This is a genomic window from Shewanella waksmanii ATCC BAA-643 (genome assembly GCF_000518805.1).
Taxonomy (GTDB): Bacteria; Pseudomonadota; Gammaproteobacteria; order Enterobacterales; family Shewanellaceae; genus Shewanella; species Shewanella waksmanii.
In genome coordinates this window covers 60,461-85,622 of sequence record NZ_JAEH01000010.1, presented here as the reverse complement: position 1 = coordinate 85,622, position 25,162 = coordinate 60,461, and the positions used below count along the sequence as shown (strand labels likewise).

Annotated in this window: 20 protein-coding genes; 9 read left to right on the top strand and 11 right to left on the bottom strand. The window is 45.1% G+C overall.

Annotated features, from left to right (window positions below; genetic code table 11):
* Positions 1-112 precede the first annotated feature (112 nt).
* A complete protein-coding gene (locus L865_RS0106725) occupies positions 113-532 on the top strand; it encodes a CBS domain-containing protein (protein ID WP_028772532.1) in 420 nt (139 codons plus the stop codon).
* A gap of 137 nt (positions 533-669) precedes the next feature.
* Here L865_RS0106725 and L865_RS0106720 read toward each other — a convergent pair whose 3' ends face one another.
* Positions 670-1,314, bottom strand: a complete 645-nt coding sequence (locus L865_RS0106720) for a peptidylprolyl isomerase (protein ID WP_028772531.1) — start codon at positions 1,312-1,314, stop codon at positions 670-672.
* Positions 1,315-1,409: 95 nt separating this feature from the next.
* Positions 1,410-2,336, bottom strand: a complete 927-nt coding sequence (locus L865_RS0106715) for a DUF808 domain-containing protein (RefSeq protein WP_028772530.1) — start codon at positions 2,334-2,336, stop codon at positions 1,410-1,412.
* 295 nt (positions 2,337-2,631) lie between these two features.
* Between L865_RS0106715 and rpiA the strand changes: the two genes are divergently transcribed.
* Complete coding sequence (gene rpiA / locus L865_RS0106710) at positions 2,632-3,288, top strand: ribose-5-phosphate isomerase RpiA (protein WP_028772529.1); 657 nt, start codon at positions 2,632-2,634, stop codon at positions 3,286-3,288.
* Between the two features lie 73 nt (positions 3,289-3,361).
* On the opposite strand, the gene recJ is transcribed toward rpiA, so the two are convergent.
* The 4 genes from recJ to brnQ form a co-directional block, all read right to left on the bottom strand.
* Positions 3,362-5,086: a single-stranded-DNA-specific exonuclease RecJ gene (gene recJ / locus L865_RS0106705; RefSeq protein WP_028772528.1), complete on the bottom strand. Its 1,725-nt coding sequence runs from the start codon at positions 5,084-5,086 to the stop codon at positions 3,362-3,364.
* Positions 5,087-5,710: 624 nt separating this feature from the next.
* Positions 5,711-6,442: a bifunctional protein-disulfide isomerase/oxidoreductase DsbC gene (gene dsbC, locus L865_RS0106700; protein WP_028772527.1), complete on the bottom strand. Its 732-nt coding sequence runs from the start codon at positions 6,440-6,442 to the stop codon at positions 5,711-5,713.
* 164 nt (positions 6,443-6,606) lie between these two features.
* Positions 6,607-7,512 (bottom strand): site-specific tyrosine recombinase XerD, encoded by a 906-nt coding sequence (gene xerD, locus L865_RS0106695; protein ID WP_028772526.1) that lies wholly within the window; start codon positions 7,510-7,512, stop codon positions 6,607-6,609.
* 97 nt (positions 7,513-7,609) lie between these two features.
* Positions 7,610-8,950 (bottom strand): branched-chain amino acid transport system II carrier protein, encoded by a 1,341-nt coding sequence (gene brnQ, locus L865_RS0106690; RefSeq protein WP_037470679.1) that lies wholly within the window; start codon positions 8,948-8,950, stop codon positions 7,610-7,612.
* A 442-nt stretch (positions 8,951-9,392) separates the two neighbouring features.
* Here brnQ and L865_RS0106685 point away from each other — a divergent pair, with 442 nt between their 5' ends.
* The 7 genes from L865_RS0106685 to L865_RS0106655 all read left to right on the top strand — a co-directional run bounded on the left by L865_RS0106685 (position 9,393) and on the right by L865_RS0106655 (position 19,872).
* Positions 9,393-10,100 carry a tRNA1(Val) (adenine(37)-N6)-methyltransferase gene (locus L865_RS0106685; RefSeq protein WP_028772524.1) on the top strand — a complete coding sequence of 236 codons (708 nt, stop codon included), beginning with the start codon at positions 9,393-9,395 and terminating at the stop codon, positions 10,098-10,100.
* Between the two features lie 109 nt (positions 10,101-10,209).
* Positions 10,210-11,442 (top strand): ATP-dependent RNA helicase SrmB, encoded by a 1,233-nt coding sequence (gene srmB / locus L865_RS0106680; protein ID WP_028772523.1) that lies wholly within the window; start codon positions 10,210-10,212, stop codon positions 11,440-11,442.
* Positions 11,443-11,907: 465 nt separating this feature from the next.
* Complete coding sequence (locus tag L865_RS0106675) at positions 11,908-13,110, top strand: efflux RND transporter periplasmic adaptor subunit (RefSeq protein WP_028772522.1); 1,203 nt, start codon at positions 11,908-11,910, stop codon at positions 13,108-13,110.
* Positions 13,110-16,244 (top strand): efflux RND transporter permease subunit, encoded by a 3,135-nt coding sequence (locus L865_RS0106670; RefSeq protein WP_028772521.1) that lies wholly within the window; start codon positions 13,110-13,112, stop codon positions 16,242-16,244. Before L865_RS0106675 ends, L865_RS0106670 begins: the two co-directional genes overlap by 1 nt.
* Before the next feature lie 101 nt (positions 16,245-16,345).
* Entirely contained in the window at positions 16,346-16,945 is a 600-nt protein-coding gene (locus L865_RS0106665; RefSeq protein ID WP_028772520.1) for a TatD family nuclease-associated radical SAM protein, read from the top strand.
* A 171-nt stretch (positions 16,946-17,116) separates the two neighbouring features.
* Positions 17,117-19,330: a diguanylate cyclase gene (locus L865_RS0106660; RefSeq protein ID WP_051484486.1), complete on the top strand. Its 2,214-nt coding sequence runs from the start codon at positions 17,117-17,119 to the stop codon at positions 19,328-19,330.
* 197 nt (positions 19,331-19,527) lie between these two features.
* Positions 19,528-19,872: a hypothetical protein gene (locus L865_RS0106655; protein WP_028772518.1), complete on the top strand. Its 345-nt coding sequence runs from the start codon at positions 19,528-19,530 to the stop codon at positions 19,870-19,872.
* A gap of 24 nt (positions 19,873-19,896) precedes the next feature.
* On the opposite strand, the gene L865_RS0106650 is transcribed toward L865_RS0106655, so the two are convergent.
* The 5 genes from L865_RS0106650 to fba all read right to left on the bottom strand — a co-directional run bounded on the left by L865_RS0106650 (position 19,897) and on the right by fba (position 25,051).
* Positions 19,897-21,288, bottom strand: coding sequence for a hypothetical protein (locus tag L865_RS0106650; RefSeq protein WP_028772517.1), 1,392 nt, complete (start codon positions 21,286-21,288; stop codon positions 19,897-19,899).
* A 145-nt stretch (positions 21,289-21,433) separates the two neighbouring features.
* On the bottom strand, positions 21,434-21,946 hold the full coding sequence (locus tag L865_RS0106645) for a hypothetical protein (protein ID WP_028772516.1): 513 nt from the start codon (positions 21,944-21,946) through the stop codon (positions 21,434-21,436).
* A gap of 4 nt (positions 21,947-21,950) precedes the next feature.
* Positions 21,951-22,685, bottom strand: coding sequence for a winged helix-turn-helix domain-containing protein (locus L865_RS0106640; protein WP_028772515.1), 735 nt, complete (start codon positions 22,683-22,685; stop codon positions 21,951-21,953).
* 298 nt (positions 22,686-22,983) lie between these two features.
* Complete coding sequence (locus tag L865_RS0106635) at positions 22,984-23,724, bottom strand: DUF481 domain-containing protein (protein WP_028772514.1); 741 nt, start codon at positions 23,722-23,724, stop codon at positions 22,984-22,986.
* Positions 23,725-23,986: 262 nt separating this feature from the next.
* Positions 23,987-25,051: a class II fructose-bisphosphate aldolase gene (gene fba, locus L865_RS0106630; protein WP_028772513.1), complete on the bottom strand. Its 1,065-nt coding sequence runs from the start codon at positions 25,049-25,051 to the stop codon at positions 23,987-23,989.
* Between the last annotated feature and the right edge of the window lie 111 nt (positions 25,052-25,162).

Here is a 25,162-nt window from a genome sequence, read left to right as displayed (position 1 = left end):
CGGGCACCTTATTGGTCTAAAACACTGACAATCGAGCCATAATCAACAAAATTGACGCGATATCTAACAACTGTCGTTATAATGAAATCAAACAATATCAACGGAGTGGATTATGAAAGTTAGCGATATTATGAGTGGCGAAGTGGTCAGTATTAGCGATATGGCCACCATTAAAGATGCCCACTTACTGATGCAAAATCGAAGCGTCCGTCACCTCCCCGTGATATCAGAAACCTCAGGCAAACTGGTTGGGGTGCTCACCCATAAAAAGATGATCGCCACCGTGATTAATATGCTCAACCAATATGGTGCTGGTGCGCTAGATCGTAAAGAAAGGAAGACGTTTGTACATGACATTATGGACAGCGATTTTCAAAAGCTAACTGTCGATGAACCGCTCGCTATTGTGGCGCAGTATTTTATTAATAATAAATTGGGGTGTTTGCCAGTCATTGATGACGAACATAACGTAATAGGGATTATCACCTCATCAGATTTTGTAAAACTGTGCGCAAAAATCCTTAATCGATAACCAGGTTTAGCCAACATTTCTAGCTAAATAGTCACTCAGCTGTCGCTTAAAATCGATCGCCCCTAATTCATCCATTGAATTAGGGGCGATCTTGGAGCACAACACGGTTTACAGTGCTGTTGACAATCAGACCTTAATTAAGGGCAATTTGTTGCAACAACACTGGTTATTTCTATATCAATAATTGGTACATCGGCAAAATTGCCAACGGTGTGGGTGTTAACGATACTAATTTGATCAACCACTTCCATACCTTCGACCACTTGTCCAAATACTGCGTAACCATCTGCGCTGGCACTGTAGTCAAGATGTGGATTGTCTAAGGTATTAATGAAAAACTGCGACGTAGCTGAATTGGGGTCATTAGTTCGCGCCATTGCCAATGTTCCACGCTCATTGCTAAGTCCAACATTAGCCTCATTAATAATGGGATCGCGACTTTCTTTCGCCACTAAACCGGCAGTAAAGCCACCCGCTTGCACCACGAAATTATTGATGACTCGATGGAACAAAGTACCGTCGTAAAACCCTTCTTCCACATACTTAATAAAGTTTTCACCAGTAACCGGTGTATTGGTGGTATCAATAGCAAGTGTTAACTGTCCGAGTTCCTCCCCTTCGGCATCAATACTCATCACGAAACACTGATCAGCACTTAATGATGGCGGAGTAGGCGTCGGTGGTGGGGTGGGTGTGGTTCCAGAGTCGCTACTTCCTCCACCACAGGCGGTCAATCCAGATAATATCAGCGCAACAAAGCCGGCTGTAGTCGGTTTAATCATATTGGGTCCTTAACTTCTCAATGAGCAGATGTTAATCCCAAGTAATTAATATAACAACTATTTAACCAACCAATGTTACAAGTTGTCACTATCGGTTAATTTTTAACACGCTGCAGCATATTCATCGCCATTAATGCCACTGCGCCAGCCATTAAGCCAAATAGGGTATTTAACAAACTCGGCGTAATAAATGCCAGCACGGGACCCACTACGACTAAACCTTCAACTAGGGCGGCTATATGATTAATCACTTCACTCACAAGATGTAATCCGTGTGTTAAAATGCCGCCGCCCACCATAAACATTGCAATCGTGCCAATAACCGTTAAACCGCGCATTAAGTAGGGAGCGGCATTGACCAGTTTGGCTCCAAGCCAATGGCCGAAGCGCACACCAACACTGACCCCCTCACGACGGGTGAGAAACAAACCAAAATCGTCTAGCTTAACGATTGCGGCCACTAGGCCATAGACACCTATGGTCATCAATATCGCAATGGCACTGAGGGTAAAGACCTGTGTCGCAAAACTACTCTGTGCCACCACACCTAATGTGATAGCAATAATCTCTGCCGACAGCACGAAATCGGTGCGTATCGCACCGGCAATTTTCTTTTTCTCGAACGCTTGCAAATCTGCCACTGCTTCGGCGAGCTTCTCTGGGTCTATCTCAGCTTTGGTATTTCGATGCTTATAGGAGTGATAAACTTTTTCAAAGCCTTCATAACATAGAAACAGCCCACCAAACATCAATAGCGGAGTGATAGCCCATGGGATAAATGCACTGATTAATAACGCACCGGGTACAAGTATGCACTTATTCTTGAATGAGCCCTTAGCTACCGCCCACACCACAGGTAACTCCCTATCGGCTGACACGCCCGATACCTGTTGAGCATTGAGCGCGAGATCATCACCGAGCACCCCTGCCGTCTTCTTCGCGGCCACTTTGCTCATTAACGCCACATCATCGAGTATCGCTGCAATATCATCGAGCAGCGCTAATAGACTCACACCAGCCATCGCTTTGTCCTTTTAGTTGTGCTGCAAATTACAGCGCAGTCCTTGTCGATCTAATTAATGCCTAAGTTACTCCCCGTATTCATCTATTACCAGTTAAGCTTTGCCGTCGGTTGGCTCACGATTATTCAGACTCGCCGTAAGCAAAGCCGTAAACTTACTCTAAGCACAATCAATTTCTACTGGCGCGTTGGCAACTGTGAATCGCTGATTTTGTGACCCTATTTGGCATAAAATCACACCACGGTAGAGGTAACTCAGGTTATAATAGAGCGATACTTCTCGTTAGGACACAAGCATGACTCAAGATGAAATGAAAAAAGCCGCTGGATGGGCTGCTTTAGATTATGTAGAAAAAGACAGCATTGTTGGTGTAGGCACTGGCTCCACAGTAAATCACTTCATTGACGCGCTGGCGACAATGAAAGCGGATATTGAAGGCGCGGTATCGAGTTCAGAAGCCTCTACCGAGAAGATGAAAGCATTGGGCATCCCAGTTTTTGATCTTAACTCCGTTGATGAGCTGTCGGTATACGTTGATGGCGCCGACGAAATTAATGCTCATATGGACATGATTAAAGGCGGTGGTGCGGCCCTAACCCGAGAAAAAATTGTCGCTGCTGTAGCTGAAAAGTTCGTTTGTATTGTAGACAATACCAAACAGGTCGACATTTTAGGTGAGCTCCCCCTTCCGGTAGAAGTGATCCCAATGGCTCGCTCTTACGTTGCAAGACAGCTAGTTAAGCTTGGTGGCGACCCTGTGTACCGTGAAGGCGTTGTGACCGATAACGGCAACATCATTCTTGATGTGCACAACATGAAAATCATCAATCCCAAACAAACTGAAGAGCAAATCAATCAGATTGTTGGTGTAGTCACCAATGGTTTGTTTGCCCAACGTGGTGCAGATGTACTGCTTGTTGGCAGCCCAGACGGCGTTAAAACCGTTAAGTAAGCCGCTTGAAGCTCAATAAAAAGCGCCGCTGTGTCACAACAACGGCGCTTTTTTACAATTAACAGCTCGCAAGCTACATAGGCACGATCTGCTCGATCATCAACTGCAGTGTTTGTTTACCACGAAACTCATTCACATCGAGCTTATACACCACTTGAGCATGCTGCACGGTCGCATCTGGCCAAGTGTTGAGGTCAACATTAAACGCAATAGCATCGACCATTACTCGACTACACTCCGTTTCTAACACCAGCTTCAAGTGTTTCTCACCCACAATTCGCTGCTGCACGACTCTGAAATGGCCATCAAATAATGGTTCTGGGAATGCTTGCCCCCATGGCCCTGCTTCTCTTATCAGCTCAGCCATTTCAATGCTGAGATCGCTAGCTGTTAGCTCACCATCGCTGAGCAATTCACCGGTCAAGTCCGCTTCATCAAGTAACTCTCTCACGACTTCATCAAACGCTTGGGCAAAGCGGTCAAACTGGCCTTTTTTCAGTGATAAACCCGCCGCCATAGCATGACCACCAAACTTAGTGATCATCCCTGGATGACGACTATTAATCAGCTCCAAGGCATCGCGCATATGCAAACCTTTAATCGAGCGCGCAGAGCCTTTGATTTCATCATCACTGGCCTGTGCAAAAGCAATAACCGGGCGGTGATATTTGTCTTTGATCCTTGAGGCCAAAATACCAATCACCCCTTGATGCCAATCACTTTGATAAAGCGCAATGGCCCAAGGTAGCGCTTGCTCGTCTAGGGACAATGCTTGCAAGCTCTTCAATGCTTCTTGCTGCATATCCGCTTCTAAATCCCGTCGCTCGGCATTGAGTCCATCTAACTCAGCAGCCATGCGTCTTGCTTGCATCATATCGTCACACAGCAGTGTTTCAACGCCTAGCGCCATCTCATCGAGACGTCCAGCGGCATTGAGTCTGGGTCCAACCGCAAAACCAAAGTCGGCTGCAATAATACGCTGCGGGTTGCGTTTAGCCACTTCCAGCAACGCCGTAATACCTGGACGGCATTGCCCAGAGCGAACTCGTTTTAACCCAGCTTGCACCAAAATCCGATTGTTACCATCCAGCGCGACCACATCGGCAACAGTGCCTAGGGCAACCACATCCAACAACTGGCCCAAATTGGGCTTGGCAATCCCCTGTTGTTGATACCAGTTGTATTGCTGCAACTTAGCCCGCACAGCCGACATAAGATAAAAAGCCACACCCACACCGGCAATCGATTTGCTACTAAAGCCACAAGTGTCAATATTGGGGTTCACTATCGCATCGGCATCTGGCAGGGTTTTCCCCGGTAAATGATGGTCGGTGATCACTACCTGCATGCCCAATGCTTTGGCAGCTTTAACACCTTCAATCGATGAGATACCATTGTCGACGGTGATCAATAACTCAGCACCTTGCTGGTAAGCTACATCGACTATCTCAGGGCTGAGGCCATAGCCAAAATCAAAACGATTGGGAATCAAATAACTGACCTGAGTGGCTCCCATCTGCCGTAAAGCTAACATACACACGGTCGTCGATGTCGCCCCATCAGCGTCAAAGTCGCCCATGATCAGGATTTTACGATTGTGCATCAGCGCTTGACAGATAATCTCGCTCGCTTCGCTCAAACCTGCCATTTCATCAGGGGTTAGCAGGTTAGCGAGTGATAACTCACAATCATGAGGTTGGCAGCCGCGTACCGCATAAATTTGCTTAATCAGCCCAGGTAGGTGATGAGGTAAATGACTGTCATTTACAGGGGCGCGGCGGCGAATATTTCGAATCACAGATGCTGAACTCAGTTAACTAATCATTGGCCCGTAGAATAGCATCGCCATCGCGATAACTCACCCCTTAAACCAATCCCTTTAATACCAATCAGCATAAGAATTTGATCTACTCAGCGCGCTTTGGGCAAACTAATTCGAGGCGAATGATTGAAACAATGGTTGTTCCCTTGTGAAATTATTCAACGCAGAAGTAGGCAGCCTAAAACGCGCCAGAATGGCGAGTTTTAGCGATTCTGATGCTGTGTTAACGAGCTTAACCGTAGAATAACTATGCTCTTCACTCGTTGCAAACCACAGGGTCTTGACTGTTCCTGACAGTCATAAGACATTTCCTCCATCCTTGGAGGTCAGATGTGGTGAATGTCATTAATGCTCGACTATAGGGATATAGGAGGTAGGGTAACGCAGGAGCAGTTACCGAGGAGCATTTAAGGACCTTACCTCAGAACCGCTAAACTCTCGCTGAGTGACTAAATGTTTATACTGATTGGTATAAGATGCTATAACGGAGATGAAGACCCTGTTTGGACCTAAAACTAATTTTTGTAGCTACTGGTTCATTAGGCCAATATAAGTCATAAAAAAGGCGAGCTAAGCTCGCCTTTTTTATGGATGTAATCACTAGTTAGTGATTGACTCAACGGTTCTTAATAAAGCCGCTGGCGGCTGGTAGCCTGGCACCATAGTGCCGTCTTCTAGAATAATGGCTGGCGTGCCACTCACACCGAAGCTTTGACCAAGATTGTATTGCTCAGCAATTTTGGCATCACAACTCGCTCGTTGCACGTTGCCGCCAGTTTTTGCTTCTGTCATCGCTTTTAACGGGTCTTTCGCACACCACACAGCTTCCATCTCATCAGCGTTTGCTGATGGCACACCTGCACGTGGGAATGCTAAATAGCGCACGGTAATGCCGAGATCGTTGTACTCATCCATCTCTTGATGCAGCTTACGACAATAACCGCAACTCACGTCGGTAAAAATCGTCACGACATGCTTTTCATTCTTGGCTTTGTAAACCAACATATGCTCTTCAAGTGGCTTCATCATCTCAACGCGAGGCCCGGCCATTGCCGCCTCGGTTAGATTTTTCATGCCTTTATCCATGTCATACATGTTGCCGTGCAAAAGCTTTGAACCATCTTTAGAGATATAAAGCACACCACGATTAGTCAGCGCTTCATACAAACCTGGAATGGCCGACGGTGCGATGCTATGTACATCAACACTTAGTGTATCTGTTAGCTTCTGTTTTAACGCTTGCGTGTCATCGCCTGCACTGCTTGACGCAGCACTTGCTAATGGCGCGACCATCAAACTGACCAATAGCGAAAATGTTCGGGTAAACTTCATCTTATTTCCTGTTATTCAATAGGCCAAAAATCTAATCCACATAGCATTAGACCCGACAAGTGGCAGAAAAGTTACAGCGTCAACGCCGTTAAAGCAACCATTTGCCCCGGCTTTGAGAATATTTAAAAAATCAAATCAGATAATTCATGACCTAAACCACAAAATCAACCCCGCGGATGATGCTCGCTGTGCATCTGCGCCAAGCGAGCTTTAGCAACATGGGTATAAATTTGAGTGGTCGATAAATCACTGTGGCCCAACAACAACTGCACCACGCGTAAATCTGCACCATGATTGAGTAAATGAGTAGCAAATGCATGTCGCAATGTGTGCGGCGACAAGTGGCTATTGATACCGGCCCGCAGTGCATACAGCTTGATGCGGTGCCAAAAAGTTTGCCGAGTCATCATGGTGCCGCGTTTAGAAGGGAACACAACATCACTTAACTTGCCTTTTAGCAGTTCATTTCTAGCTTCACCTAAATAGGCTTCAACTTCCGTTACCGCTAACTCTCCAATCGGCACTAGGCGCTCTTTGCCCCCTTTACCAACAATCCGCACTAAACCTTGACGCAAGCTAATTTGATCCATTGTTAGCCCAACAAGTTCAGACACCCGTAGTCCACTGGCGTAGAGTAATTCCATCATGGCTTTATCGCGGCATTCGATAGGATCGGCTACCTGTGGCTCAGCCAGTAATGTATCGACATCTTGCTCACTGAGCGAGTCTGGCAGATGACGGGCAAGCTTAGGGGCTTTTATCAATGCGGTGGGGTCAACTTGAATACGCTTGTCCATGATTAAGAACGCGTAAAATCGTCGTAAACTACTGAGTAATCTTGCGCTACTGCTTTTTGCAATGCCGTGCTCAACCCGATAACCGAGATAATCTCTAACATGGCTTTGGTCTGCGTCGCGCATCAATACTCCATGCTTCTGCCCGTATAGGTCATAGCCTTGTAAGTCAGTGCGATAGGCGGCAAGCGTGTTATCGCTGAGCCCTTTTTGCGCCCATAACTGGTCCAAAAAAATCTCAATAAGGGGGTCGGCTTGATAAGCTGATTTGTCCATGGACGCTAGTTTCCCATATAAAAAACGGCGCAAACTGCTATGAGTCTGCGCCGTTATACTAACTTAGCTTAATCGCTCGCTTCAATATGCTCGAATGTTAACTCGCGGCAACTTGGGCATTATTAGGTTTTATAAATAAACACACCACTATGGTTACTGCTGTCGGAAGCAACCATGCCATGCCTTCATTATGCAGTGGCATAAACTCAAACAAACTCATGTCGGCACCCGCAGCTTTCAGTCCATCAATGATACCAAATACCAATGCGACACTGAGCACGAGTCGATGTGAAAATGCAGGTTTAGGAAACTTCTCCGTTAAGTAAGTCACCGCTACTAGTGCGATAGCAACAGGGTAAATGGTCACTAACACAGGAATACTGATACTAATTAGCTGTGCAAGTCCCACGTTCGCCACCGTGGCACAAATCACACTCATTACCACAACCAACAATTTATAAGATAGGGTCGGGATAAGCTCATTGAAATACTCAGCACAAGCTGTCACTAGGCCGACAACTGTGGTCAAACAAGCCAGTGTCACTACCATTGCCAGCAATACTTGGCCTGCAGCACCAAACTCATGATTGACATAGTTAGTTAAAATCACTCCGCCATTATCTGCACCCGCAGCAAAATCTCCCGCTGTCGAGCCTAAGTAGAATAGCGACACATAAACGAAAGCCAATCCACCGGCAGCAATTAACGCGGCACGAATGAGGTACTTAGTTTGCTCTTTAGGTTCATTGACGCCTTTCTTACGCAAGATATCGATAATCAACATACCGAAAATCAATGAAGCCAAGGTATCCATGGTGTTATAGCCTTCCAAAATACCTTTGGTTAGCGGGCTAGTTTGATAATCACCCACCGCATCACTCACGCCAGAACCTGGCACTAACACAACTGAAACCGCAAGACCTACCAATAGGAATATCAATACTGGTGTCAGCACTTTACCGACGTTATCAAGTAGCTTGCCAGGATAAAGCGACAAGACTAACGCAATGCCAAAAAAGGCTAAGGTATAAATCAATTGCGAGGTATTGAGCTCAATGGCCCCAATGGCAAAAGTCGCACTGCCATCTATAAATGGTTTAAAGCCCATTTCGTAGGCAACCAGCCCGGCACGAGGCGCAGCAAACGCTGGGCCAATAATAATATAGATAGCGACGGCTAACGCTGTTGCAGCGAAAGCGGGCAACAACGCCATCACTTTACCATTGGCCTTTGCCACGGCAATCAAAGTGATTAACGGTAATGTCACCGCGGTAATAAGAAAGCCAATCATGGCTAAAGTGATATTTTCGCCAGCTAAATAGCCGGCTAAAGGTGGAAAAATTAAATTACCCGCACCAAGAAAAAAGGCAAAGGTCATAAACCCTAACCCTACGGTATCTGCCAAGCCCATCTTATTATTCTGCACGCGCTGCCCCATTATTTCTGCTTGTGTGTTTTGCTCTGTATTATTTCGCCTTATGGCACCATAAAAGAGATTATTATAACGGCGTGTAAATTTAGAATTACACTTTTCTCTGGTAAACATGGCCTGATAACGGCGACTTTTTGAACTACAGCAGAATTAACCAACGCTAACCATGCTCTCAAACTGCTTTACCTATTACATTTGCGCTTCAAACTGGCAAATGCGCCCCTACTATTAGCAAACTGGTAAAAATTTAACAAGCAAGGGCGTAGCATTCCGCCCAATCAACACCAAAAATCTTACAGACAAAAAACACAACCCCTACAATTATTACAACCAAGCACAATACACAGTAGCAGCATCATCTAGACAACATCGAAACAACAGCTAACAGCACGAGCCACAATGCAGTACACTGAGCCGGTTGTTAACTCTTAACTTTGTGTAGCGCGTTATGGCATTTACTTTCCAACAGTTTCATATTGATGATCACGGGTGTGGTATGCCCGTTAGCACCGACGGCGTGATTTTAGGTGCCTGGGCAAAGCTAGTGAATGCTAAACATATTCTTGATATTGGCGCCGGCTCAGGCTTACTCAGTTTAATGGCGGCTCAGCGCAGTCAGGGGCAAATTACCGCCGTTGAAATTGATAGCGTAGCGGCCAAAGCTTGTCAGTCAAATTTCAGCCAATCGCCATGGCAAAACAGGTTAAAGGTCCACCATGGCTGTATTTCTACATTGCCATATTCACTTTTATTTGATCACATCATCTGTAATCCACCCTATTTTAATCATGGTCCACGAGCACAATGCGACAAGCGAGCCCAAGCGCGCCACACTCAGACATTGTCATTTAATGATCTTTGCCAACACATAGAGCAACGACTACAGCCCACAGGTAATGCCTCAGTCATCATTCCAAGCCAAAGTTTGATCGACTTTGAACAAGCAGCAAAACAACGTCAGTTACACATAAGGTTACGCACCGATGTTGCCAGTACCTTAAATAAACCCGCAGCTCGCCACTTGCTGATGCTAAGCAAATCTTTCTGCAACACTGTGCCAGACAGCACGCCAGAGACATTAGTTATCCGCGATAACAACAACCAGTACACGGCAGCGATGGTCGCCCTAACCAAGGCTTTCTATTTAAATCTTTGATCCTCGCTATACTTTAGTTTTTACGTGACACGCAAAAGCGCGCAAGCGCCTAGCGCTTATAGTGATGAAGCGCTATAATGTCGCGCTATTTTTTACTGAGATGCAGCGCATGCTATTTGAAGATTTTCAACTTGATCCAACGCTACTTGAATCGTTAAAAGCGATGGGGCACAAAACCCCAACCTCGATTCAGCAACAAACAATTCCATTGGCGATGGAGCAACAAGATATTCTCGCTAGAGCGCCGACAGGAACAGGCAAGACAGCCAGCTTCTTGCTACCAGCGCTGCAACACATCATTGACTTCCCACGTCGATTTTCTGGCCATGCAAGAGTGTTGATATTAACCCCCACTCGCGAACTTGCCAGCCAGGTACACCGTTATGCTTCCCATCTGGCAACGGGACTCAATTTAGATATAGGCATTGTTACTGGCGGCGTCCCATACGCACCGCAAGAGAAAGCCTTGAAAGAAAACATCGATATCTTGGTGGCAACACCTGGACGTTTGATGGAATACCTAGACAAAGACCTGTTTGATGCACAATCGGTTGAAATGCTCATTATTGATGAAGCTGATCGCATGCTAGATATGGGCTTCTCATCTGTGGTACAAGCGATTGCGATTCAAGCTCAGGGCCGCAAGCAAAACATGTTATTTTCTGCCACCCTTGAAGGCGGTGGAGTCACGCGATTTGCCAAAGAGTTGTTAACCGATCCTGTGACTATTGAAACTCAGCCTCCTCGCAGCGAAAAAGCTAAAATCCATCAGTGGATCCATTTAGCCGATGACAAAAACCACAAGTATGCCTTGCTTTGTCATATTTTGCGCCGTGAAGAAGTCAAACGTGCAGTCGTGTTTGTCAAAACCCGCGAAGTGGTTGCCAGCTTGGAGGGACAGCTCAATAAGGCCGGTATCAGCTGTGCATTCATGCGTGGAGATATGGAACAAAAAGCGCGTTTTCAGGCGTTAGGTCGATTCACCAAAGGCGAAGTGAGCGTGTTGTTAGCCACAGATGTCGCGGCCCGTGGTATCGATGTTGACGATATTACCCATGTGATCAATTACGATATGCCTCGCTCTGCCGATGCTTATGTCCATCGTATTGGCCGTACAGGTCGTGCTGGTAACAAAGGCACCGCCATCTCTCTAGCTGAAGCGCATGATATGCGCATCGTTGCAAAAATTGAGCGTTATATCGAACAGCCGCTTAAACGTCGTATTATTGAAGAGCTACGTCCAAAACACAAAGAAGCCCGTCCGCCTTCAAAAAAGAAAGTGAAAGCATCAGACAGTAAAAAGGTTAACAAGAAGTTTAAAGCGAAGAAAAAGAAAAAATAGTTCTGTCATTGCTGATTAAAATTCAAACAAAGCCACCCATCACTCGGTGGCTTTGTTATTTTAAGCCGTCGACATATATCCATTAGAATTAAAAATGGATCAACTCAACGTGATTTCTAGCACGCTGACTCTACCCTAACAATGAGCACAAGCATTACTCTTTTTTAAGCTTTTCAAGAGGAAGCCAGTTGTCATAAGTCACCCCCAAAAGCGCGTTTTAGCCCCAATATGCGCAGCTGGCTCAGTTGAATCAGCTCCTATGCAGCCTGTTCTATGAACAACTCTCCTCACGCAAAGTCACAAAGTCTTTATACTAGTGAGCATTACTTAAGAATATTAATTATTCGCCATCTCAATTAAATAAGTAATTCAGAAACATTTTATTTACAAAAATAGTTTTCACAGCCTGCAACACTCTGGTAATTTATAGGGTAGAAAAATTAAGCATGGACTTGCGTGAATATAATGTTAAAAAAAATCCTACGTAGAATCTCACCTCTTCTCATTCTTGTGGTATTTATCGGTTTAGCTAGCGCTTTGCTTAGTACTCAACAAGCACCTGAACAAAAAGAGCAGCAAACCCCAGTACCGATTGTTGATGTGACTCAAGTCAGTGCCCAAACACTCTCATTAAACTTACCCTCATACGGTGTCGTGACTCCAAAATATAAAACTCAATTGGTCACCGAAGTCCAAGGCCGTATGTTAGAAATTTCCAATAAGTTTGTCGCTGGCGGCGTGGTAAAGCAAGGTGATGTTTTGGCAGTCATTGAGCCGTCAGACTACGAGGCCGATTTTATGCAAGCTGAGGCCAGCTTAGCCCAAGCACAAGCGTCACTTGAAGAAGAGATGGCCAAAGGCGAAGTCGCTAAAATCGACTGGCAGGGATATGACGGTGGCGTGCCACCAGAACTCGGTTTGCGGGTACCGCAACTTAAAAAAGAACAAGCCAATGTTAAATTTGCCCAAGCTGCGCTGGCTCGTGCACAACGTAATTTAGAGCGCACCACTATCCGCGCACCATTTGATGGCATTATTAAGTCTCGCAATGTCGATTTAGGCCAATATGTCACCTTAGGTACCAACCTCGGTGAACTGTATGATACCCATATCGCAGAAATACGCTTACCACTAGCAAACAATGATCTCGCTTACTTAGAGTCGGTTGATAATCCCGATACTCAAGTGACCCTCAGTGCAGAGCTCGCCGGTAAAGTGGTCACTTGGCAAGGGAATATCATTCGCAGCGAAGGCGTCATTGATGCCGAAAACCGTATGGTGTATCTGGTCGCAGAAATTAAAGACCCCTATTTAAGAAACAACAAAGTCGATGGCCAATTGCCACTCAAATATGGCAGCTTTGTCACCGCAGTGATTAAAGGTCGTACGGTTGATGGAATCGTCAAGTTACCTCGCCACATCGTCCGCAATGGCAATGTCGCTGTCGTTGGTGCTGACAGCACAGTGGAAATACGTCCAGTCAATGTGGTTCGCACTGACATCGAGTTTGTCTATATTAAAGACAGCCTTAAAGATGGTGAGCGAATTTCAGTTACCAACATCAATACCATTACCAATGGTCAGTTAGTCAAAGTGATTGGTGAGACTTCAAGTCAAAGTCAAGACGACACATCAACTGGCACCTTAGTCGCAGCAGGTGAGCAGTAATGGAGAAACAAACAGGAATCATTGCCTGGTTCGCCCGCAATAACGTCGCTTCTAATCTACTAATGTGGCTGATTTTGGTAGGCGGCTTATTTAGCACCTTCATGATAAACAAAGAGGTTTTCCCCACCTTCGAGCTCAACTACTTACGTATTTCGGTCGCCTACCCTGGCGCCGCACCGCAAGAGATTGAGGAAGGCATTACCATTAAAATTGAAGAATCCATTCAAGACATTAGTGGCATTAAGAAAGTCACCTCTGTCGCGAGTGAAGGCTTTGGCAATGTCACCATAGAAGTGGAAGATGGCTTTGATCCTCAAGATATTCTCGATGAAGTTAAGCTGCGCATTGATGCTATATCTACCTTCCCAGATAACATTGAAAAGCCCAATATCTTTCGCATCAAGCCCGAGAACAACGTAGTTTGGGTCTCTGTGTACGGTGATATCAGTCTGTATGAGATGAAAGAACTGGCAAAAGATATTCGCGAAGATCTTACCCAGCTTCCGTCTGTGACCCGCGCGCAAGTAACTGGTGTACGCGAATATGAAATTGGCATTGAACTATCGGAAGATAAATTACGTGAATATGGATTGTCGTTCGAGCAAGTAGCCCAAGCAGTGCGCGCCTCATCTATTGACTTACCCGGTGGTTCAATTCGCGCCCAAGATGGCGACATACTGCTGCGTACCAAAGGCCAAGCCTACACTGGTGATGACTTCTCGCAAATAGTGGTCAGTACTCGTCCTGACGGTAGTCGTATTATGCTGCCGCAGGTCGCCACCATTAAGGATGATTTTGAGGAACGGCTTGAATACACCCGCTTTAATGGTCACCCTGCAGCGATCATTGAAGTTTTAAGTGTGGACGATCAAAACGCGTTAGCCATCTCCGAAGAGGTCAAAGACTATATTGCTAATCAGCAAGAGTTTTTACCAACGGGTGCTAAGCTCGATACTTGGGGGGATTTAACTCACTACCTTAAAGGTCGACTGAACATGATGCTGTCTAACATGTTCTACGGCGCCCTATTAGTCTTTATTATTCTGGCATTGTTCCTTGAACTGAAGCTGGCGTTCTGGGTGATGGTAGGCCTACCGGTTTGTTTCTTAGGCGCCATGTTGCTCATGCCTATGGAACCGTTTTCGTTGTCGATAAACATGTTAACCCTATTTGCCTTTATTCTGGTGCTGGGGATAGTGGTCGATGACGCCATTGTTATTGGTGAAAGCGCTTATAGTGAAATAGAACGCCATGGTCACTCATTGGAAAATGTCGTTAAAGGCGCCAAAAAGGTCGCCATGCCGGCCACCTTTGGGGTACTGACGACCATTGCGGCCTTTATGCCCATGCTCATGGTTTCAGGGCCGATGGCAATTATCTGGAAATCTATCGGTTTGGTGGTCATTCTGTGTTTGGCCTTTTCACTCGTTGAGTCCAAACTTATTTTGCCTGCCCATTTGGCTCATATGCGTCCTAAGCAACCTAATCCCAATCCCAATGCATTTGTACGTTTTAAAATTGCGCTCAACGCTAAACTGCAGCACTTTATCCACAATCAGTATCGGCAGTTTTTGCAGTATTGCATAAAGCAGCGCTACAACGTGGTGGCCACTTTTATTGGCGTCCTAATTTTGTCCATCGCTTTAGTGATGAGTGGTAAAGTTCGCTGGGTATTTTTCCCGGATATTCCGTCAGACTTTATTCAAGTCAATCTTGAAATGGATGTGGGCAGTTCTGAGGCCAATACCCTCAAAACCGTTAAAGAAATTGAAGATGCGCTGTATACCATGAACAATGATATGGAGCAGAAATACGGTGCACCAGTGGTACAGCACAGCTTTATTAATATGGGTTCGCGTACATCAGCCTTTATATTTGCCGAGCTAACTAAGGGCGAAGATCGAGAAGTTGATGGTAATACTATCGCTACGGCATGGCGCGAAGCCCTGCCGGAATTGATTGCAGTAAAAAAACTCAACATTAACTCCAGTACCAATGAGGGTGGCGGTGACATCTCCTTTAGATTGACCTCAGGCAACCTAGAGCAATTAAGCCAAGCCTCAACAGAGCTAAAGCAAAAACTAAAAACCTATGAAGGTGTATATGACATTTCCGATAACTTCTCATCTGGAAGTCATGAAATTAGATTGGATATTAAGCCTGAGGCCGAAGCATTAGGCTTAACCTTATCCGATCTTGCTAGCCAAGTTCGCTATGGTTTTTACGGCTTTGAAGCACAACGCATATTGCGCAATAAAGAAGAAGTCAAAGTGATGGTACGCTACCCGCTAGAACAGCGCCGTACCATTGGTCATCTCGAAAATATGATGATCCGCACGCCACAAGGCGTGTCTGTACCCTTCTCTAGTGTGGCCAGTATTGAGATGGGCGATTCATACTCCTCCATTACTCGTGTAGACGGTCGCCGTGCTATCACTATATCGGCGACAGCGAACACCAACATTGTTGAGCCCTCTAAAGTCGTTGCTGAAATTCAAGAAGATTTCTTGCCTTACTTAGAAGCGCAATATCCACAGATTTCAACCAGCTTAGATGGCGGCAGCGCTGATGAACAAACGGCAATGGTGGGGCTTATTCAAGGCTTCTTCTTTGCCATGTTCACCATTTATGCACTAATGGCGATTCCGTTAAAGAGCTACAGTCAGCCACTGATTATCATGTCGGTTATTCCGTTTGGTATGATTGGCGCCTTATTTGGCCACTTCATCTTGGGCTTATCGATGAGCGTGCTGAGCTTGTGTGGTATCGTCGCGCTAGCAGGAGTTGTCGTCAATGACTCATTGATTTTAGTCGACTTTGTCAACAAAGCACGGGCTGAGGGACACTCAATCACCCAAGCTGCAATCGATTCTGGTTGTCATCGTTTTAGGGCAATCATTCTGACTTCGATGACCACCTTTGTAGGCCTAGTGCCGATCATTATGGAAAAGAGCTTACAAGCACAAATTGTGATTCCCATGGCAACATCACTGGCATTTGGTATTGTATTCTCAACCGTAGTGACACTGATTTTAGTCCCGCTGCTGTATATCATCTTGGATGACTTTAGGCGTACCGCAAGCCGCTTCTTCCACTGGTGGTGGCAGCCTAAGAGCGCAGTTAGCTCGAAGTAGCATCTGTAAAAGGGAGGCCTAGCCTCCCTTTTTGATCTAAGCAACATTTTCATTGACCACTTTGACGTAAACTAAGCGCAAGCTTCTTTTGGACTGCGACTATGACTGCCACCTTAGTTTACGACATTCGTCAATCACGCTATCTCAATATCACCGGACGATGCACGCTACGCTGCCAGTTTTGCCCAAAACACAACGGCAGTAAGCAAGTACATCAATACCAGCTTGATCTAAAACATCAGCCCACAGCAGAGGAAGTCATTGCCTTACTTGGTGAGGTTAAAGACTATGACGAATACGTATTTTGTGGCTATGGTGAACCCACTCTTAACTTAACAACCTTACTCAAGGTAGCTGCCGAGATAAAACACCGAGGCGGTAAGGTCAGGGTCAATACCGACGGGCTCGGTAATCTGTTTCATCGGCGCAATATCTTGCCTGAGCTGGCCGAGGTAGTCGATGCCTTGTCTATTTCACTTAATGCCGATACCGAAACTTGGTATAACCACCATTGCCAACCTAAGTTAAAAGGAGCTTACCAAGCACTGCATCAGTTTATCGCCCTCGCGCCGCGCTATATTAAACAGGTGCAAGTTTCAGCCATTGACGGTCTTGAAGGGGTAGATATCAACGCCTGCCAAACCCAAGTTGAAGCCGCAGGCGCAGACTTTAAACCCAGAACCCTCGGTATTGTGGGTTAATAAATAGCTGCGAGTACAAACGGGTCGAAACTCGCGCAGCTAATTATCTCAACTGACCAAGACAATCCCTAAGTTAGCAATAGGTTAGTCAGCTGTAACTAACGGTGTTGTTGGGTATAATTCGTGCTAACATACGCCCATGATTCATATAGGCAATTGAATGTACGCTGCATGTTAACCCCAAAAATACCACAACTGATCCCCGCCCAAGGCATTCATTGGTCAACTCAACGCGTTGTGGCAGTCGTTACCCAAATATCAATACTAATCATTGCCATGATTTTATTAAGTAATGTGGTTATCACTCTGGGTGAGCGTCGCTTGCAAGAAGACTGGGCTGCGCAGCGTTATAGCGAACTGCAAGCCGTAGGCAGTTTGATTGCCGATAAAGTATCATTTCAACAATTTCGCACCCAAATGTTCGCTAAGTCTGAACTGCTTAATCGCTACCTCAATATCCCCAGCGAAGTCAGACAACTGAAACTTGAGCAAAACTGGGATGTGATAACCAGTAATATTCCAGAGCTATTGGATATCGCCCTCTTTGACCCCCAAGGAAAATTTAAATTCTCAACCACCGAAAATTTTAGCCATGAGCCGCTGCCCCCAGCGTTACTCGGTGGTTCTCGCAATATGGGCGGCAATGAAATATATACCTCTGCGCTGGAATTTACCCCCATCAATGGCAAACTTGAACCTTACATGTATCAGCTCGCTTGGCTCGAAAATCCTGATCAAAGTATCCGTGGTTATTTGGTCACGTATAACTCTATGTCGCGGATGTTAAAAAGCATTAAACCTGCATACTCCAGTACCGAATCGCCGTTGTTAATGTTAGATACCCAAGGTTTGCTGTATGCGGGCGCAGAAAAGAAACCAACAATCAAACGTATTCCTGACACCATGGGCGGCAGTCTCAAACAAACTTACCCAGCGTTATGGCGTAAAATGGCCATGAGTAATTTTGGCCAGTTCCATGGTGATGACGCCACCTTTGTCTATTTAAAAGTTGAACTGGCAACCCAGTATGAGGCAAGAAGAGAGTATTTCCTCGTGTCTTATGTGCGCAATGATGATATTGCCGCCAATTTTTCAGAGTGGCGTAACATATTAATCACGGTAGGTATCGCCCTCACCACATTAGCCTCATTGTTGATTTTATTGAGCCATTTCTACCGATTAGAGCAGCGTTCACGACAATACAGTGCGCAATTAGCAAGCCGGTTATTTGGTCTAGATGGCGGCTGCTTGATTGTCAATGACACCCACCGGGTCATTAGCGCCAATGAGCAAGCAGCCCATATACTTTCAAGTCCGATCGATGAGCTAAAAGAGCGCAGCCTGCAACGTATTTTGCAGTTAGAGGATGAGCAATTTGAGCAAGTATTGTCTCATCTAAAGGAGCACAGTTATTGGTCTTCTGAGTTAGCCGATCCTGATGCCAACGCGCCCAAGCTTCGCGTGGTGATAAAGTCTGAAACTGATAACCATTTTAACCCTTATTTACTTGTGTCGTTTGAAGACATCACGGTTTTAAAGCAAACCCAGCACAAGGCTCATCTCAATGAATTACTCAACGACAATGCCGTTGCCACAGCGCTTATCCAAGCCGATGGCAGCTTAGAGATGGCAAATGGTGCCTTCCAATCACTAATGTCGATCACACCTGAACAACAAGTTAATCTGATTAAACTGCTCAACAATGACCTCGGTGAACAGTGGTCAAGTATTTGTCAGCAAATCATGTTGCAAGGTCAATGGCAGGGTAAATTACTATGTGAAGCGCCCCAGTTGGACAATCACTGCGTACAAGCCACACTCAAGGGGCACTTAGATAACGCGGGCGATATTGAGTATATCGTTTGTACACTTGAGCGAGCGATAGACAAGGAGCCGCAAGCTGAGCAAGGCAATCTTAAGCCTCATCGCAGTACAATTTTAACCAACTTACGCGACTTAGATAATTACTTTACCTCTTTGTCGCCATTCAACCGCGATAGTTCAAGTTTAGTGCTAATGGATATTACCGCTGAAGGTATGCTTAGCCACATGAGTGATATTGGTCAATTAGAAAGTCGCCAAAAAGAAGTTGAGCTGCACCTCCTCAAAGGGCTGCCGATGCCTTATCAAATGTCCCATTGGCAACTCGGTAAGCTGATTATTATCTTACCTAACACCAGCGCCGATAACGCCCATCAATTTGCAGTAAAGTCACTTAATGATCTCAATGACATTGGTCTTGGCAGTGGCATTTGTATGGGGATTGCCGCTTACCAACAAGGGCAAAGCTTAGAGCTATTTTTAAGTAATGCTGAAGTCGCGCTTAAGCGCGCGAAACAAATTGGCGAACAGAACATTTGCCAAGCCTTTACTCGCCAAAGCTAATTGCGACCGCGCCAGCACAAAGCTGGCGCAATCACCTTCTTGTGTTGTTTGCCTCACTAAGTACTTAAAATGCGCTGTTAGTGATGCTACTTTTCTGCTTTTAATACTAAAAATTAGAGTAGAAATACAAATTAAAAAATTCTGTGCTAACGTTAATGCTATCGAGATGTGCAATCTCACCTAGATGGAGCTTAGGTATGTCGATAGAATTAAATCAAAATGAAGCAGTGATAAAGCGGGCCAATGCAGGGCTGCAATCGGTATCGGGCAGCGTGCCCATTCAAAATGGTGATTTACAGCTCACCGATCAACGTTTAATTCTAAAAGTATTTCACCAAGACAGGCAACAACAAGTCATTGAGGTTCACTTGTCTTCTATCGCTCACCTAGAAAAAGGCTGGACTAAGATTCTAGGGATTATTCCAATTATGCACAATGCGCTGATTGTACATCGCCATGATGCCAGCACGCTTAATTTAAGCGTTGCCCAGGTCGATGACTGGCTTAATGCCATTGATGAACAAGCAGCACAATTTATCTAGCGCCGTTAATTGCGCTATATAAATCTAAATATCATCCATAGGGTTAACGCCACTGGGCAGTTCACTTTGGCTAATATCGACAATAGTGGAACGATTCATGGTGATTTTGTAGCGAGCATATTGCGGCTCACCTTTGCCCTCTCTTAAGGACAAAATCAGGTTAATTTGATAACGCCGCTCCACCGAATCGGAGGCAATTCTGCCTTCATGCTCGCGATAAATCTTCGCTTTTCCCCGCTCCAAATAGCGGGCAAACGGTGCAAGGCTTAGGTTGACCTGCTCTTGAATGGTTGAATAGCCCGCTAATAACTCTTTGTGGGCAACCCGAGTATGCAAACCATAATGCAGCACCTCAGCATCCAACTTATTCTGCCGATGACGACGCTTTAGAATGCGCTGTATTACCGCTGGTAACTCTTTACTCTTTACAAACTCAATCCAAATTAATTGCTTGGCAACGGTTGCTTGACTGGTGGTATCGGTCAAAACCCGGCTCCAGCGCGGGCGTCCCTTTTGTATCCAGCGCCACAGCGCATTGCGGATGTCATCCTTAAAAATCTCACGAAAACCATATATCACAGCCAGTGTGAGTACCAATGCTATCGTCAGTCCACTAAACACACCCTGCGCTTTGATGATCAATGCCGAAACAACCAGCATGACCATCGCTGTAGCAAAACCTGTGGTGAGCTTCTTTAACCCAACGCCTAACGTTTTTAAGTCTTCTTTTAATACCACACCCTGCTGGATAAGCCGGCGTAGTAACAACATTTTGTTAGAGATACGATTGGGCTCGTCGATGGTTTGCTGCGAATTATAATTCAGCTTGTGTCTATGCTCACTTTCACTTCGACAAAATGCAATAACCGCTTCGGTAACTTCACTGTAGTCACTGCTTCTTGGCGCATGGGATAGTAATTTCAGTAGCCGTTGCTCACACAGCCAAGACAGGTAATTATCTGCGTTTTCAAAGTAAGATTTCCACTTTTCATCACTCGGTTCATTGCGGCGAAACTTCTTCATTAACTGCTCGATGATATCTCGCAGCTCAGCTAATGCAGGGTAAAACTCGTTTACATCTTCAACCTGCGATAACTCCTTGCTATCGGTTTCGATAGCAACCGCAAACTGGTATGCAAACAAGTTTAGATAAAGACGAAACTCTTCAACGGTACGCTTTTTCTGGCTAATAAAACGGCTTTGTACGAGGGGAAGATGTAAACCTGATGAATAGTATGAGCGGCGGCCGCTTATCGCTGAGTGATAATACTCTTCTTCGTCAATACTATGCGGACCAATTCCCATCTCTTTGGGTAAAAATAGGTATAAATCCAAACGACGATTGTCACCCACCTTCATCTGATGGATAAACTTGATAGATAAGGACTCTTCTTGCTTGACGGTAACTTTAGACACAGGCCTCCTAACGATTAGCCAACGACTTAAAGTTATTTTATCTCAAAAAAGGCATTTCACTAAGCCTTAAAATGAACTTGTCATCTCGGGCGCTCGCAGCGGCAACACCATTGAGCTAACTTTTGACTTGCTCGGTGAACATAGACTAATTATGACATACCCAGATTGACTCACCAGGCAACAATTGAATGATGCTATAGCCCTGCTTAGGATCAGTGACTAGCACCCTGATGTCGACCTCTATTTCACTGTCATCCACCATACGTTCACTACTAAAATCGATAATATTTTTCATATATGGTGGTATATACATAGAGGACAAATCGATATTAAACTGGCCCTCATTAAGTGTCGCTTTATAGGTCATATCACCATATTGTAGCTGCGTTAACATCCCATCAAGGGTGATTTCACCTATCACCTCCCCGTCAGTGAGAAATTGATAGTCCATACTGAACTCATCCGCAAGGCTTTTAATCTCTAAACCAATCTGCAAATCTGTCTCTGTGGCGGCGATATAGGCATCAGCCTGGCACTGCAAAAAGATTTGGTCTTTATCATACAGATAAACATAGTGACCAAATGCAATCAGAGCGACTGAAAAAAGAACAATAAACCTCGGCGCATAGCGGCGCTTTTTAGCTGCAATGGTAGGCATAATATTAGCTGCAAATACCCTGACGGACTAACCACTGAGTATCAATAAATGCAAAGCTCTTTTCATCAGAATAGGCTTTGACATTTTTCACCTCTCTTTGGCCATTAATATCGCGAGTTAATACAATACTCATCAGTTTGTCACTGGTTGAGCGAGAGACATAGACCTCCTGCCACAATACCCTTTTGCATTGCGCCATCATCAAATCAAACTTATTAACACTGGCGTTGATGGCATGCTCACCAGCATTAATCATGATTGGATAATATTCTACCTGACCACTAGGAGTCGCCACTTGATAACCTTCAACTTGCTGAATAGTCGGTGTCGGCTCAAAAATTGAGTAGATAAAAATCAGCAATAGCATCAGTTGCGCCATCAAAATACCGTACTGTTTATTGCTAATGGTACGGTGTGGGCCTAAGCCATTGAGGTTAACTTTTGCCTTATTGATACGCTTAAGTAGCATGAAGCCCTGATCATCAACGGCCACTAACAACTCAGAGGAACTGCCAAGAAAAAACCGTATACGTTCAATTGCCGCCGTGAGTACTTCTTTAGTTTGGGCATTTTCTGGCAATTGTTGCATTAGCTGCTGAATCGATAGCACTTGGCCACGGTGCTGGGTCAATAGTGTGACAACGTTAAACTCCACCACTGGCATTTTCCAGCTGGTGTCATTCTCGTGATTGGTCAGGGTCGTTTGAGAGGTATCAAACCAACAACAACCTATCTGCATGGTATGGTACCTTCAAAGTAGATAAACGTAGAGCTAGTCTAGCTTTCCTAGACAATAGAGTCTGTGATCGACATGTACATCGATGGCCCAAAATAACGTTTTGTGAAGCGCTGCACAGTTCATTACGCTCAAAAAAATCTTTAAGCAACAACCTGCTAACCTAAAAACAAGTTAAAACCAAATCGAACAACAAGTGCAACAAAGCGTATCCATTGTGGTCAATTGAGTAAGCAAACACCGATCTATAAGCATAAAAAAAGTGCCTAAAGGCACTTTTTAGAAAAATTAACTGTATGACTTAGAATGAGTACAGCAAAGTCATATTAGTTTCGGTATCGGTACTCTCTTTGCCATCAAGTGGGGTATCGTTATAGCGCACAATAACAGCAAACTTCATTGCTAACGCGCCCACAATATTAGCGGTAATAAATGTTTCAGAGCGACCTTCAAACGTATCACCAACATCAGCAACGAACATCTGGCCAAACTTCGAACTTTCAGTAATTTGAGTTTCGAAATTTAACACGCCATGGGCAACCCAACTGTCTTCGGTGTCATAGCCTTTATCAGCCGCATTTTCATCATCGAGACGCTTGTATTTATAACCTGGACCGATTTCGACATTAAAACGCGTGCTTTCTGTATCAATGAACTTATAACCATAACCAGAAGAAGCGGTCGTGGTAGAATCAAAACCTGTAAATGGGTCAATTTCATGGTTAGCATTGATGAACAGATAACTTTTCTCATCAAACTTATAATCAGCCTGAATTAAACCGAAATAACGCTTACCGGTTTCAACACCTGAATCCTCTTTATATAAAGCTTCCAAAAGGTATTGGTTTTCCCAATTACCTAATTCGTGCTTCATATCTAAACGCCCTTTTACTGAGGTCGTTTCAGTGTTACCGGTAGTTAAAGTTGCACCTAATTCAGCGTCACCACCGAATATTTTGTCACCTTCAACAAAATCCGCACCAGCTTGCGCCCCAAAAGGCACTGCTAACGTTATCGCCGTCGCGATTAGCAATCTTTTCATTATTAACCCCATTAAGTATCAACACTTCCCCTAAAAAATTGGCGCAATATTAACACTCAGCCAACAGATTGCAAGAATCCGCTACATCTGGACGAATATATCCGTTTGCATACTTTCATTGATCGGGGTTAGCACGTTAAATCAGGTACTACGGTTGTTCTGCTAACACATTCAACTGCACTGCCAACGCCTGCAACCCAGTACAGCTCGACACAAAAAAGCCCTCAACCGAGGGCTTTATTTACCAACAGTTAATCGATAACTAGTTGATTTGTGGGTCAAGCTCACCGGCTTGGTAAGCCTTATACATAGCCTGTAATGACTTAGGCTTGATTTTCGAGCCCATACCCGCACAACCGAAGGCTTCATAACGGGTAGTACAGATATCTGCCATCGCTTCCATTGACGCTTTTAGGAATTTACGTGGATCGAACTCTGTTGGATTTTCTGCTAGGAATTTACGTACAGCACCAGTTGAAGCTAAACGTAAATCGGTATCGATGTTCACTTTACGTACACCGTGCTTAATACCTTCAACAATCTCTTCTAGCGGCACACCATAAGTTTCAGGGATGGCACCACCATATTGGTTGATAATCTCTAGCCACTCTTGTGGTACAGAAGATGAACCATGCATAACAAGATGGGTATTAGGGATACGTGCGTGGATCTCCTTAATACGGTCAATACGCAGTACATCACCGGTAGGCTTACGGCTAAACTTATAAGCACCGTGGCTTGTACCGATAGCGATGGCTAAAGCATCAACGTGAGTATCAGCAACAAAACGTGCCGCTTCTTCTGGTGTAGTAAGCAGCTGATCGTGGCTTAACACGCCTTCCGCACCGACACCATCTTCTTCGCCAGCCATGCCGGTTTCTAGGCTACCTAGGCAGCCAATCTCACCTTCTACTGATACGCCACAAGCGTGAGCAAATGCTACGGTACGACGGGTAACATCAACATTGTATTCATAAGATGCCGGTGTTTTACCATCAGCCATCAAAGAGCCATCCATCATTACTGAGGACATACCCAGCTGGATAGAGCGCTGACAAATGTCAGGATCGGTACCATGGTCTTGATGAATACACACTGGAATGTCTGGGTACTGCTCAAGAGCAGCGGCCATCAAATACTTCAAGAACTGCGGACGAGCATACTTACGTGCACCAGCAGAAGCCTGTACGATCACTGGGCTATCGGTTGCTTCAGCAGCCTGCATAATTGCACGCATTTGCTCAAGGTTGTTGACGTTAAAAGCAGGAACACCATAACCGTGCTCTGCTGCATGATCTAACATTTGACGTAGGGAAATTAAAGCCATTTTTTACTCCAATAATAGGGTGGTCGATTCATATTCCATATGAACGCGAACACCAAGGTCACTATCGCTTGGATTGATCTTTGTACTGCAACTTAAGTGGTTAACACTTAA